This window comes from Psychrobacillus sp. FSL H8-0484 (assembly GCF_038005325.1).
Lineage (GTDB): Bacteria > Bacillota > Bacilli > Bacillales_A > Planococcaceae > Psychrobacillus.
In genome coordinates, this window is the sequence record NZ_JBBOSZ010000001.1 from 73,604 (window position 1) to 87,500 (window position 13,897).

15 protein-coding genes (1 of these 15 only partly in view) are annotated in these 13,897 nt (G+C 38.9%); all 15 read left to right on the forward strand.

Features of this window, described 5'->3' with window-relative positions:
* Positions 1-14: 14 nt before the first annotated feature.
* Positions 15-1,403 (forward strand): tRNA lysidine(34) synthetase TilS, encoded by a 1,389-nt coding sequence (tilS, locus tag MHH81_RS00355; RefSeq protein WP_340916654.1) that lies wholly within the window; start codon positions 15-17, stop codon positions 1,401-1,403.
* 18 nt (positions 1,404-1,421) lie between these two features.
* Complete coding sequence (hpt, locus tag MHH81_RS00360; RefSeq protein ID WP_340916656.1) at positions 1,422-1,964, forward strand: hypoxanthine phosphoribosyltransferase; 543 nt, start codon at positions 1,422-1,424, stop codon at positions 1,962-1,964.
* Positions 1,965-2,061: 97 nt separating this feature from the next.
* Entirely contained in the window at positions 2,062-4,053 is a 1,992-nt protein-coding gene (gene ftsH, locus MHH81_RS00365) for an ATP-dependent zinc metalloprotease FtsH (RefSeq protein ID WP_340916658.1), read from the forward strand.
* Between the two features lie 109 nt (positions 4,054-4,162).
* Positions 4,163-4,945, forward strand: coding sequence for a type III pantothenate kinase (locus MHH81_RS00370; RefSeq protein WP_340916659.1), 783 nt, complete (start codon positions 4,163-4,165; stop codon positions 4,943-4,945).
* A complete protein-coding gene (gene hslO / locus MHH81_RS00375; protein WP_340916661.1) occupies positions 4,946-5,827 on the forward strand; it encodes an Hsp33 family molecular chaperone HslO in 882 nt (293 codons plus the stop codon).
* Positions 5,811-6,737 (forward strand): peptidyl-prolyl cis-trans isomerase, encoded by a 927-nt coding sequence (locus MHH81_RS00380; RefSeq protein WP_340916664.1) that lies wholly within the window; start codon positions 5,811-5,813, stop codon positions 6,735-6,737. Before hslO ends, MHH81_RS00380 begins: the two co-directional genes overlap by 17 nt.
* A gap of 333 nt (positions 6,738-7,070) precedes the next feature.
* The gene (gene cysK, locus MHH81_RS00385) at positions 7,071-7,994 is read left to right on the forward strand and encodes a cysteine synthase A (protein ID WP_340916666.1); all 924 of its coding nucleotides are present in this window, start codon (positions 7,071-7,073) and stop codon (positions 7,992-7,994) included.
* Between the two features lie 181 nt (positions 7,995-8,175).
* The gene (locus MHH81_RS00390; RefSeq protein ID WP_340925067.1) at positions 8,176-9,555 is read left to right on the forward strand and encodes an anthranilate synthase component I family protein; all 1,380 of its coding nucleotides are present in this window, start codon (positions 8,176-8,178) and stop codon (positions 9,553-9,555) included.
* Positions 9,552-10,142 carry an aminodeoxychorismate/anthranilate synthase component II gene (pabA, locus tag MHH81_RS00395; protein WP_340916668.1) on the forward strand — a complete coding sequence of 197 codons (591 nt, stop codon included), beginning with the start codon at positions 9,552-9,554 and terminating at the stop codon, positions 10,140-10,142. The genes MHH81_RS00390 and pabA overlap by 4 nt, the downstream gene beginning before the upstream one ends.
* The gene (gene pabC / locus MHH81_RS00400) at positions 10,143-10,985 is read left to right on the forward strand and encodes an aminodeoxychorismate lyase (protein WP_340916670.1); all 843 of its coding nucleotides are present in this window, start codon (positions 10,143-10,145) and stop codon (positions 10,983-10,985) included.
* The gene (gene folP, locus MHH81_RS00405; protein WP_340916672.1) at positions 10,982-11,839 is read left to right on the forward strand and encodes a dihydropteroate synthase; all 858 of its coding nucleotides are present in this window, start codon (positions 10,982-10,984) and stop codon (positions 11,837-11,839) included. Before pabC ends, folP begins: the two co-directional genes overlap by 4 nt.
* Before the next feature lie 4 nt (positions 11,840-11,843).
* Entirely contained in the window at positions 11,844-12,209 is a 366-nt protein-coding gene (gene folB, locus MHH81_RS00410) for a dihydroneopterin aldolase (protein WP_340916674.1), read from the forward strand.
* A complete protein-coding gene (gene folK, locus MHH81_RS00415) occupies positions 12,206-12,724 on the forward strand; it encodes a 2-amino-4-hydroxy-6-hydroxymethyldihydropteridine diphosphokinase (RefSeq protein ID WP_340916676.1) in 519 nt (172 codons plus the stop codon). Before folB ends, folK begins: the two co-directional genes overlap by 4 nt.
* A 2-nt stretch (positions 12,725-12,726) precedes the next feature.
* A complete protein-coding gene (locus tag MHH81_RS00420) occupies positions 12,727-12,894 on the forward strand; it encodes a helix-turn-helix domain-containing protein (protein ID WP_340916679.1) in 168 nt (55 codons plus the stop codon).
* A gap of 2 nt (positions 12,895-12,896) precedes the next feature.
* Positions 12,897-13,897, forward strand: partial view of a tRNA dihydrouridine synthase DusB gene (dusB, locus tag MHH81_RS00425; RefSeq protein ID WP_340925069.1) — the 5' portion only. Its footprint extends 25 nt past the window's final position; 1,001 of the gene's 1,026 nt are visible here — the first part of the coding sequence; it begins with the start codon at positions 12,897-12,899; its stop codon lies off the right edge, out of view.

Genomic DNA, 13,897 nt, shown 5'->3' on the forward strand with positions numbered 1-13,897 from the left:
AAAGAGGTGAGAAGATGCATCCGTTCGATCGAAAGGTAAAACAATATATAGACAAGCACCAGTTGATACAAAAAGGAGAGCGTCTTCTTGTCGCTTGTTCTGGTGGAGCAGACTCGGTTGCGTTAGTTAATGTGATAAATGAGCTTAAGGAAACGTATGATCTTGAGGTAGGAATTGTTCATACGGATCATCAGTTAAGAGGCGAGGAATCTGCAGAGGATATGAAATTTGTGGAACAACTAGCTAAAAAAATGGGTATTTCATTTTACGCTACAGCACTGGATGTTCCTAAGAGAGTAGCAGCAGAGGGAGGAAATGTACAAGTTATATGCCGAGAAGAGCGATATGCTTATTTTGAACACATAATGATTACCCACCACTTTGATAAGCTTGTGCTTGGACACCATGCAGACGATCAAATTGAAACTGTTGTCATGGCATTGGTAAGGGGATCACTCACTGCTTCCATAACTGGTATACCAAGAATGAGACCCTTTTCAAGTGGACAAATCATTCGACCATTCTTATGTGTAACCAAAAAAGAAATTCTAGATTTCATCTATTGGAAGAATCAACTCTTTAGACATGATCCAAGTAATGATAAACATACATATACAAGAAATCGAATTCGTCATAAACTGGTGCCTCTTCTTGCGGAAGAAAATCCCAATCTTAGTGACAGTATTCGTACGTTTGTGGAAAAACAGCAACAGGATGATGAGTTTCTTCAAATGATTGCGAAGGAAAAGTATGAACAGCTTGTGACGGTTGATGATGAAGGCATATTTTATCTTGATACAATAGGATTTTCAGCAGTTCCCATTGCTTTACAAAGAAGAGTTATTCTACTACTATTAAATTATCTATACCAAAGCTCCGAAGTACTAATTAATGATCGCTTGATTGCATCCATTCTAGCTGCTTGCAATGAGCATGATGGCAACGAAGTACTTCATTTGCCAAATGCTATTTTCCTCGTTCGTCATTACAATAAAGTTCAATTCTCCTCTTCGAATCAGCAACCTTTAGTTATTAGGAATGTCGTAATAGAAGAGAATGGTTGGATTCATATTGGAGCTGGTTTTTCCATCTATTTAACGAGAAATTTAACAGAGAATCAATCTGGCGAAAAGTGGTTTCTCCAACTAGAAAGTGATTTACTTCCACTTGCTATTAGACAAAAAAAACCAGGAGACCGGATTCAAATAAAAGGAATGTCTTCTCCAAAAAAAGTTTCTCGCTTATTTATAGATGAAAAAATTTCTGCAGAGGAACGACTTGGTTGGCCACTGCTTGTAACACAGAAAAATGATATAATAGCAGTAACTGGACTTCGTTACGGAGACCGATTTTCAAAGATATTTAGCTCGCAAAACTATGTCTTATACATAAAGCGAGATTAACAATTAGGGGGACTACCGATGTTAGAAAAAGACATCCTAGAAATTTTATTAACGGAAGAACAAATTCAAGAAAAAGCAAGAGAGCTTGGAGCAGCACTATCCGCAGACTATGCAGATAAGTACCCACTTGCAATCGGAATCTTAAAAGGTGCAATGCCTTTCATGTCTGATTTAATGAAGCGTGTGGATACATACATTGAGATGGACTATATGGATGTATCGAGTTACGGGAATGCAACAGTTTCTTCAGGAGAAGTTAAAATTGTTAAAGACTTAAATACTAGTGTTGAAGGTCGCGATATTTTAATTATTGAAGATATTATTGATAGTGGTATGACTTTAAGTTATTTAGTCGATCTTTTCAAATACCGTAAAGCAAAATCGATTAAAATCGTTACACTGCTTGATAAACCCACTGGTAGAAAAGTAGATCTAAAAGCAGATTATGTTGGCTTTGAAGTGCCGGATGCTTTTGTTGTTGGTTACGGATTAGACTATGCAGAAAAATATCGAAATTTACCATATGTTGGTGTTTTAAAGAAAGAAGTGTATTCTTTTTAATTTAAAGCCATTTTAGAAGGCTTTTCATTGTACGCCCCAAAAATCGTATGATAAGATAATCATTAGTTTTTCTGTTTACCTTGTGAGGAGGCTGGGAATGAATCGAGCACTGCGCTACGCTATATTATACTTATTAATATTTTTTGTAATTGTTGGAATTTTTGCCACGTTTAATACGAACAATGAGCCAACTAAAAATATTAGTTATAACGAATTTATGTCTGCACTTGCAGATGGAAAAGTAACAAAATTTTCAATGCAACCAGAACAAGGTGTATATTTTGTTGAAGGTGCTATGAAAGGCTATAAAGAGGGAGAAACATTTTTAACAAAACTCCCACTAAATAGTGACCAATTACAATCGGAAATTTACAAATTAGCTAAAGCAAATTCAGTTGAAATTAATGTGAAAGAAACTTCTAAAACAAGTGGTTGGGTTCAATTTTTCACTGGATTATTACCTTTCTTAATTATCATCATTTTATTCTTCTTCTTATTGAGTCAATCACAAGGCGGTGGTAACCGTGTGATGAACTTTGGTAAGAGTAAAGCGAAACTGTATGATAACGAAAAGAAAAAAGTAAGATTTAATGATGTTGCTGGTGCAGATGAAGAAAAAGCTGAACTAGTAGAAGTAGTAGATTTCTTAAAAGATCCACGTAAATTCGTGGAAATTGGGGCACGTATTCCGAAAGGGATCTTGTTAGTAGGTCCTCCAGGTACTGGTAAAACATTACTTGCTCGTGCAGTCGCAGGGGAATCTGGTGTACCATTCTTCTCTATTAGTGGTTCCGATTTCGTAGAAATGTTTGTCGGAGTTGGGGCATCTCGTGTTCGTGATTTGTTTGAAAATGCGAAGAAGAATGCACCATGTATTATTTTTATCGATGAAATTGATGCGGTAGGTCGTCAACGTGGAGCAGGTCTTGGTGGTGGGCACGATGAACGTGAACAAACACTTAACCAATTACTTGTAGAAATGGATGGTTTCGGTGCAAATGAAGGTATTATTATCATTGCTGCAACGAACAGACCAGATGTTTTAGACCCAGCACTACTTCGTCCAGGTCGTTTTGACCGTCAAATTACAGTTGGTCGTCCAGATGTTAAAGGACGTGAAGCAGTACTTCAAGTACATGCGCGCAATAAACCTTTAGACGAATCAGTGGATTTAAAAGCAATTGCACAACGTACGCCAGGTTTCTCTGGAGCGGATTTAGAAAACTTATTAAACGAAGCTGCACTAGTAGCCGCTAGACGTAATAAGAAGAAAGTGGATATGAGTGACATTGATGAAGCAACGGATCGTGTTATAGCAGGTCCAGCGAAAACAGGTAAAGTCATATCTGCAAAAGAACGTAATATCGTTGCATTCCATGAAGCAGGGCATGTGGTTGTAGGATTGACATTGGATGATGCAGAAATCGTGCATAAAGTGACAATCGTTCCTCGTGGTCAAGCGGGTGGTTACGCAGTGATGCTTCCGAAAGAAGATCGTTACTTCATGACGAAACCAGAACTACTAGATAAAATTTCTGGATTACTGGGTGGTCGTGTAGCGGAAGATATCATCTTTGGTGAAGTATCAACAGGAGCTCATAATGATTTCCAACGCGCAACAGGTATTGCAAGAAAAATGGTTACAGAATATGGTATGAGTGATAAATTAGGTCCGATGCAATTTGGTCAAGCACAAGGTGGAAATGTCTTCCTTGGACGTGACTTTAACTCGGAACAAAATTATTCTGATGCAATCGCATATGAAATTGACCAAGAAATGCAATCTATGATTAAAGAGCAATACGCACGTACAAAACAAATTTTAACGGAAAAACGTGATTTATTAGAATTAATCGCAAATACGTTACTTGAAGTTGAAACGTTAGATGCTGCTCAAATCTTACATTTAAAAGATCACGGAACACTTCCAGAACGTCCGTATGCACAGACGAAAGAAGAAGTAGTAGAAGTGGTACAAACGGATGCAGTAGGAGCTCCAGCAGATCCGTCTACTGGTGACTTGCCAAAAGAAGACGGCATTGCAAGTGAGCCTGAAACTCCGATTCAAGAAAAACGTACAGATATATAGAATGTATTAGCTGATTGACTCAGATCTTTACGAGTCAATCAGCTTTTTTCTTAGGCTATATATATGGTATGATGTGTGGGAAAACCTACGAAAAGTGAGGAAAACCTAGATGATACTTGTGTTAGATACAGGGAATACAAACATCGTTTTAGGTGTTTATAAAGACGATGTGTTAACTCATCACTGGCGAATGGAAACAGATCGTCGTAAAACAGAGGATGAATATGGGATGCAAGTGAAAGCTCTTTTTTCGCATGCTCATATTTCTTTTAACCAAATAAAAGGTATTATTATTTCCTCAGTAGTACCCCCAATCATGTTTTCATTAGAGGCTATGTGCAAAAAATATTTTGGTATAAAGCCTTTAGTTGTGGGACCTGGAGTGAAAACAGGTTTAAACATTAAGTATGAAAATCCACGTGAAGTTGGTGCAGACCGAATTGTAAATGCAGTTGCTGCTATTCATGAATACGGTACGCCGCTTATTATTGTAGATTTTGGCACCGCCACAACGTATTGTTACGTCAATGAAAGAGGAGACTATATGGGAGGTGCAATTGCCCCGGGTATTGGTATATCGACAGAGGCGTTGTATTCGAAAGCAAGTAAACTTCCACGAATTGAGCTTACAACACCAGAACATGTGATAGGGAAAAATACCGTTTCTGCTATGCAGGCTGGTATTGTATATGGGTATGTAGGACAAGTAGAAGGTATTGTTAACCGAATGAAAAAAGTGATGAAGCAAAATCCAAAAGTAATTGCAACTGGTGGTATGGCTTCGTTAATTGCGAATGAAACAACTGTAATGGACGTTATTGATCCGTTTTTAACGTTAAAAGGACTGTATTTAATCTATCAACGAAATATGGATGAAAGAGGTATGAGATAAATGAGTGATTATTTAATAAGAGCACTAGCTTTTGAAGGGAGCGTACGCGCGTTTGCAGTACGCACAACAGATACGGTGGGAGAAGCGCAACGCCGTCACGGAACATGGCCAACAGCATCTGCGGCACTTGGGAGATCTATGACTGCAGCAGTGATGATAGGTGCTATGTTAAAAGGAGAAGACAAGCTTACAGTTAAAGTAGAAGGAAATGGACCAATTGGCCCGATGATTATTGATAGTAATGCAAAAGGAGAAGTTCGTGGATATGTGACAAACCCTCAAACTCATTTTGATTTAAATGAACTTGGAAAATTAGATGTCCGTCGAGCTGTAGGAACAGAAGGTGCTCTTACGATTGTAAAAGATTTAGGGCTGAGAGACTTCTTTACGGGACAAGTACCAATTGTTTCTGGAGAAATTGCAGAAGACTTTACGTATTACTTTGCTGCTTCTGAACAAGTTCCTTCATCCGTAGGTCTAGGCGTTTTAGTAAACCCGGACAACACAATCTTGGCAGCTGGAGGATTTATTATTCAACTAATGCCAGGTACAGATGATGAAACAATTACAATGATAGAAGAGCATTTAAGTAAAATGGAACCTGTTTCTAAGATGATTGAAAGAGGCTTAACTCCAGAGGAGCTGCTTTTTGAAATTTTAGGGAAAGAAAATGTGCAATTGTTAGACACTATGCCAGTAGGGTTTGAATGTAATTGTTCCAAAGATAGATTTGGAAGTGCCATTATAAGTTTAGGTGAAAGTGAAATTCGCGACATGATCTCTGAGGACAGTGGGGCAGAAGCTCATTGCCATTTCTGTATGGAAAAGTACAACTATTCAGTAGAAGAATTGGAGTCATTTATCGATGAAATCAATTCGTAATAACGGGAATACCCAACCAAAACGACATTTAAAAACAAAACCAGTACTTTTGTTGCTTGGCGTACTTTTTATAGGCAATTTACTTTGGTTCATTGCTTGGTTAGTACCAAACGAGAAAACTGGTGAAACAGAAGAGGTCGCTTCAGTTGACGGTAAAGTTATTACGAAAGAACAGTGGATGGCTTCGATGGAGTCGATGTATGGGAAAGAAGTTTTGTTAGATATGGTGAACGCAGAAGTGATGGAAGCTGCTGCCAATAAAAACGGAATTAAAGTTAATGATGGAGAAGTGGAATTGGAGCTAGCACTTATTCGTTCGACTCAAGAAGGAACGGATACCTCCCTTCAATATTTTGATGAGGAAGTAATGCGAAAAAAGATCCGCTCCCGTTTAATTTTAGAAAAAGTGTTAGCGAAAGATATTGGGGTTAAAGATGAGGATGTTAAAGCATATTACGAAAATAACAAAAATCTGTACAACATTCCAACTTCCTATCACACTAGTGTAATTTATGTTGAAACAGAAGACGAGGCGAAAGAAGTAGTGCAAGAACTTGAAAATGGCTCTTCTTTTGAAGGTCTGGCAAGAGAGCGTTCCTCTGATGCCAGTTCCGCTAGTCTAGGTGGCGATATTGGGTACATATCAGAAGGAACAGATTCTGTTGAAAATACATTAGTGAATGCTTTGCCACGAGTAGATGTAGGTAAATGGAGCAACATAATAGCTCTGAAAGACGGGCGTTTTGCAGTGGCTCAAGTAAAGGGTGTATTTGAAGGGCAATCCTTTTCATTTTCGGATGTAAAAGACCATATTCGTAGAGAACTTGCGCTAGATCAGTTACCCCAATCCGTAACACAAGAGGCATTTTGGCAAGAATTCAATGCGGAATGGTTTTATAGTGAGAATTAGAAGCGTATTCTTTAGAGTACGCTTCAGACTGTTGAAAAACACTTTCATTCTTCGTTGTAAGCTCATGAACTTATGTTCTATTAGCTTCCGCCTCGGTGCTCCTGCGCAAGCTCGTCGCAGTCAAAAATGTTGCTGGCGCGCCTCGACTGACAAGCGTTTTCAAGACAGTCTGAGATGTCTGTTTAAAGGTATTTCTCATCAAGATAAAGCGTATTCTTTAGAGTACGCTTTTTTATTTTTGCTTGAATGTAATTTTATTGACAGTACTTCTGAATCATTGGTATGATAAAGAAAATAAAACCTATTAATTAAGTGGGGATTAGGAGTGGGATCATGACGAAGATAGCGCAATCCATAGTAGACTTAATTGGGAAAACACCGATCGTAAAATTAAACAGAGTTAATAACCCTGAGGATGCAGAAGTGTATGTAAAATTAGAATACTTCAACCCAGGTAGTAGCGTAAAAGACCGTATTGCACTTGCAATGATTGAAGCTGCTGAAAAAGAAGGTAAATTAAAAGAAGGTAGCACAATTATCGAACCAACTAGTGGTAACACAGGGATTGGACTTGCGATGATCGCTTCAGCAAAGGGATACAAAGCAGTATTAGTTATGCCGGATACAATGAGTTTAGAGCGTAGAAACTTACTTCGTGCATATGGTGCTGATTTAGTATTAACACCTGGTGCGGATGGTATGAAAGGTGCTATCGCTAAAGCTGAAGAGCTTTCTAAAGAAAATGGTTGGTTTGTTCCACAACAGTTTAACAATGAAGCAAACCCAGAAATTCACCGTCTAACAACTGGACCTGAAATCGTAGAAGCCTTCGATGAATTACACGGGTTTGTTTCAGGAATTGGAACTGGTGGAACAATTACTGGTGCAGGTAGCGTATTAAAAGAAAATTTCCCTGGCATTCATATTGCTGCGGTTGAACCAAAAGATTCGCCTGTTCTATCTGGTGGAAAACCAGGTCCTCATAAAATCCAAGGGATTGGAGCTGGATTTGTTCCTAGTGTGTTAAACACGGAATTATATGATTCTATTATTCAAGTTTCGAACGAAGATGCATATGCAACGTCTCGTGAAGTGGCTACATTAGAAGGTATTCTTGGTGGTGTTTCATCCGGAGCTGCTATTTTTGGAGCACTTCAACTTGCAAAAGAGCTTGGTAAAGGGAAAAAAGTTCTTGCAATTATTCCAGATAATGGAGAACGCTATTTAAGTACACCGTTATACCAATTTGAAGATTAATGTAAAAAAAGATTTCTTAGACTAGTTTAAAATGGTTTGTTTGCAGGGGAAGAGAGGGAGTGTTTGATGCTCCTTCTCTTTTTTGTGGCGAAAAGTAACTGTTTCAAGTTAAGATGAAGGCATGTCGTTTTTAGGGGGATATATAAAAGTGGATTTACAAATTCAAACGCATTCGTTTTACATGTCGAAAGAAGCGTTTTTTTATGCATATAAAGAAGTAACAAAAGAAGAAACGCATCATATGTTTTTAGAGAGTGGAAGGGGTGGCCACTTGTCGGTGGCAGCTTGGAATCCTTTGGCGGTAGCGAAATCAGTGGAAGATGGGTTGCATATTCAGTGGCGAAATGGTGAGGAAGAAGTGCGCGGTGGAGAAGCGTTGGAAGAATTAGAAAAGCTAGTGGCTTCGTATCGAGTTCCTTTTCAAGAGAGTTTACCAGACTTCCAAGGTGGAGCTGCCGGCTTTATTACCTATGATTATGCTAGAAAAATAGAGGTTTTACCGACGATAGCGACAGATGATCTCCTTATTCCTGATTTATACTTCTATATAGTGGATTGTTGGGCTGTGTTGGATGTAAAAACGGAAATAGTTACGTTAATGAAGCTATCTACAAGTGAAGTCGATTTGGTTGTATTAGAAGAACAGTATAAGCGAGCTAGTGAAGTTGGGCTTGCTTCAAGAGTATTTCTACCTGGAGCAGCAATGGAAGTAGCCGAAGATCATGCCGAATTACATGTATCTGTAAGTCCCGTTGAATTTGAAGAAGCCGTACGAAAAATACAACAGTATATTGCGCAAGGAGACGTTTTTCAAGTAAATTTATCTGTCCGACAATCAAAAGAGTTGCAGGCTCCTCCGATTGTGATGTATGAAGCATTACGTGCTTTTAATCCATCTCCATATATGGCGTTTATTCATTCACCAGAATTTGCTGTCGTTTCTGGTTCTCCAGAGTTATTGGTGAAGAAAAAAAGCACGGAATTATCAACTCGTCCAATTGCAGGAACAAGACCTCGTGGAAAAAGTGATGCGGAAGATATCGACTTGGCTAATGAATTAATTGAGAATGAAAAAGAACGTGCGGAACATGTCATGCTTGTAGATTTAGAAAGAAATGACTTAGGTCGAGTATCTACATATGGCACGGTAGAAGTAGATGAATTTATGGTCATTGAGCGGTATTCACATGTTATGCATATTGTTTCCAACGTAAAAGGGACACTTCGACCAGGTACATCGAATAGAGAAATAGTGCAAGCAATGTTTCCAGGGGGGACGATTACAGGTGCGCCGAAAATACGAACAATGGAAATTATTGAAGAGTTAGAGCCTGTTCGTAGAGGGTTATATACAGGATCTATTGGATGGTTAGGATTTTCAGGTGATTTAGAATTAAATATTGTCATCCGTACTGCATTTATTCAAGATGGGATGGCCCATATACAAGCAGGTGCTGGAATTGTCATTGATTCGATACCGGGCGCAGAATATGTAGAATCATTAAATAAAGGAAAAGCATTATGGCAAGCAAAAGCTATGGCAGAAGGAGGAAGCAAATGATTTTAATGATTGATAATTATGATTCCTTCACATACAACCTTGTGCAGTATATTGGTGAATTAGGTGTGGAAGTAAAGGTTGCTCGTAATGATGAATTAACAATCGACGTTATAGAACAGCTAGCTCCTCAAGTCATCGTTGTGTCACCGGGACCTTGTACACCCAACGAAGCTGGTATAAGTTTAGAGGTCATTACGCATTTTGCGGGTAAAATTCCTATCTTTGGCGTTTGTCTAGGTCATCAATCAATTGGACAAGCGTTTGGTGGGAAGGTCATTCGTGCAGAAAGACTAATGCATGGGAAAACCTCTCCAGTCTTTCATGATGGGAAAGGTGTGAACGCAAATATGCCAAATCCTTTTCAAGCAACAAGATACCATTCTTTACTTGTAGAAAAAGAATTATTACCTGATTGTTTAGAAGTAACTTCTTGGACCGAAGAAGGAGAAATTATGGGACTCCGTCATAAAGAGTTTGCTGTGGAAGGTGTTCAGTACCACCCAGAGTCGATCATGACCGAGGAAGGGAAAAGAATAATCGCCAATTTCATTGAAAAGTATTCTCTTTCTGTAAAGGGGCAAATATAAATGGATGCTTGGAAAGATGGCAAGCTATATCATTCCAATGAATTGACTGTATCTGCCTATGACCATGGTTTTTTGTATGGGCTTGGATTTTTTGAAACGTTTCGAACGTATAATGGGAAAGTCTTTTTATGGGATGAGCATTGGAATCGTCTTTCTCGTGCATTAGCTGATTTTCGTATTACGATGCCCTATGATAGAGAAGCTATTTTAGCTGCTGTAGAAGCGTTAACGAAATCAAACGACGGAGAAGATGGCTATTTTCGATTAAATATTTCGGCTGGCATTCATGATATTGGGCTACAGCCGTCATCTTATGAAAAGCCGACTGTGATATTATTTCGCAAAGCTCTTCCTATTACACCTAGAGGTACCGAGAAATCGGTAGTGTGGTTAAATACTGTAAGAAATTCTCCGGAAAGTAGTATGCGTCATAAATCCCATCATTACGCAAATAATGTGCAGGCTAGATTTGAAGTAGCCTCGCTAGCAACTCACGAAGGATTCTTTTTAACTGCGAATGGATTTGTTGCAGAAGGAATTACATCGAATATATTTTGGGTGAAGAATGGCAAGTTGTATACACCTTCATTGGAGACGGGCATACTGGCCGGAACTACACGTGATTGGGTTTTGAAAAACTCTGCGATTGACGTGGAAGAGGGTTTCTATAAAAAGGATGAACTAGAAGCGGCGGAGGAAGTATTTATTACGAATGCGGTTCAAGAGATTGTCCCTATTAAAACATTAGGAGAAATACAATTTAGGGGTAAACAAGGTCCTGTGTACGCTGCGCTTCATGAATCGTATGTAACGTGTATTCAGGAAGGAAGGATAAAAGGATGAATTTACAATATAATACGCAAACCTTTGAAGCTGGTGGCGTAACATTAGATTTTCGTAAAGAAACGATCGTCATGGGTATATTAAATGTCACACCTGATTCTTTTTCAGATGGCGGTAAATTTAATGAAATAGAAGCGGCGGTTGCTAGAGCAAAGCAATTGGTTGCAGACGGTGCAAAGATTATTGATATAGGTGGGGAATCAACTAGACCTGGATATACAGTTATTTCTGATGAAGAAGAGATAGCTCGTGTCGTTCCAGTTATTAAAGCAATTCGTGCAGAAGTAAATGCGGTTATTTCCATCGATACGTATAAATCGAAAGTTGCAAGAGCGGCAATACTTGCAGGTGCGCATGTCATCAATGATATTTGGGGAGCAAAAAGGGATCCAAATGTAGCGAAGGTAGCGGCAGAGTTAGGTGTACCAATTATTTTAATGCATAATAGAGATGACGAAGACTATAACGATTTTTGGGCGGAAGCAAAGCAAGACTTAGAAGAATGTATTCAAATAGCGAAAGCGGCAGGAGTACCTGATAATCATATATGGTTAGATCCTGGCATCGGCTTTGGAAAATCCACGACACAAAATATTTGGATGATGCAGCATTTAGGCGATTTAGTCCACATGGGTTATCCAGTGTTACTTGCAACTTCCCGTAAGCGATTAATCGGCAATGTGTTGAATCTTCCGGTTGATGAACGAATGGAAGGAACAGGGGCAACCGTCTGTTATGGCTTGCAACTGGGCTGCCATATGGTACGTGTCCACGATGTAAAAGAAATTAGCCGTATGACGAAAATGATGGATGTGCTAATAGGGAAAGTAGTATATGAAGAAAGTGAGGCCTAACTAGATGGATTATATACATTTAAATGAATTAGAGTTCTATGGCTTTCATGGTGCTTTACCTGAGGAAACGAAGTTAGGTCAAATTTTCCGAGTGACCATTACATTAGCCTGCGATTTAAAAGAAGCGGGAGAAACCGATAATTTAGAGAAGACCGTTAATTATGCAGAGGTTTTTGAGCTTTGTAAGGAAATCGTAGAGGGAAAACCATTTTTATTAATAGAAGCTGTTGCAGAAAAGATTGCTACACGTATTTTAGAGCAGTATAAAGAGAAGGTAAGTGGATGTCGTATTCATTTAGTGAAGCCGAATCCTCCAATCGTTGGGCATTATGCTTCTGTTGCAGTTGATATCACTAGAGGCACTTTATGAATATAGCTTATGTTTCTCTAGGATCAAATATTGGAAATCGACTTTATTATCTTCAGCAAGCTGTTAGTTTATTAAGAGAAACGGAAAGATTGGAAGTTGTAAAAGTTTCCTCTGTATATGAAACGGATCCAGTAGGATATGTGGACCAGGCGGCTTTTTTGAATATTGTAGTGGAGCTGAAGACTTTATTGTCCCCTGACGAATTATTGAGAAAATGTAACGAAATAGAGGATGAGTTAGGTCGAACGAGAGTAGTTCGTTGGGGTCCTCGCACGGTAGACCTTGACATTTTGTTGTATAATGAAGAAAATATGAAAACAGATAACCTCATCATTCCGCATCCAAGGATGACAGAAAGAGGTTTCGTGCTTATACCACTGGTGGAATTAAACACAGATTTAATTGACCCACAAACTAAGCAGTCTTTATCAAATCTTGCGCATGTTCAGAAAGAAGGCGTCCATTTATGGAGAATGTTCGATGGGGTAGACGCATTCGTGCATTTCGAAGGTTGAAAATGGTCAAGCAAGTTGAACTTGCGAGAGAAATGGATATGTCTGTGTCTATACTTGGTCAAATAGAACAAGGTAAACGAATTCCAAGTGATGAGCAATTAATCAAAATTGCTGCCATACTTGATATACAGTTAGTAGAATTAAAAGGTGAGGTAAAAGAAGGTGAATGATGATGACAAATGCATCGACGAAACCGTTTAAAATAGGTGATTTCGTTATGGACAACAGAGTGGTACTAGCTCCAATGGCTGGTATTTGTAACTCTGCATTCCGTTTGACGGTTAAAGAATTTGGAGCAGGGCTAGTTTACGCAGAAATGATTAGTGATAAAGGGATTGTCTATAAAAACGAAAAAACATTAAGTATGCTTTATATTGATGAGCGCGAAAACCCATTATCTCTTCAAATTTTTGGTGGAGAAAAAGAAACGCTTGTTGCTGCGGCAAAATATGTAGATGAACATACTTCTGCGGACATCATTGATATCAATATGGGATGCCCTGTAAATAAGATCATTAAATGTGAAGCAGGAGCTAGATGGCTTCTAGATCCGGACAAGATTTATGAAATGGTTGCAGCTGTAGTAGACAATGTCAAAAAACCAGTAAGTGTGAAAATGCGTACAGGCTGGGATGAAGAACATCTCTATATGGTGGAGAATGCTCAAGCGGTAGAACGTGCTGGTGGAGCAGCCGTTGCGGTACATGGCCGTACACGTTTACAAATGTATGAAGGTCACGCAAATTGGGATTTGATTCGTCAAGTGAAAGAGGCAGTGAATATTCCGGTTATCGGAAACGGAGATGTTAATACACCTCAAGATGCCAAACGGATGTTAGATGAAACTGGTGTCGACGCTGTCATGATCGGTCGTGCAGCACTAGGAGACCCTTGGATGATTTACCGTACTGTAGAATACTTAGAGTCTGGTGAACTGAAGCCAGAACCTTCTGCGCAAGAGAAAATTGACGTATGTTTATTGCATTTTGATCGCTTAACAGCCTTAAAAGGTGAAGGCATAGCGGTTAGAGAAATGCGTAAACATGCTGCTTGGTACTTAAAAGGTATCCGTGGGAACGGTATAGCGAGAAATATGATTAACCAAACAGAAACAGCTCAAGAATTAAAAGATTACTTGCGTCTATTTGCAGAAGAATCAGCGAAAGAATATTA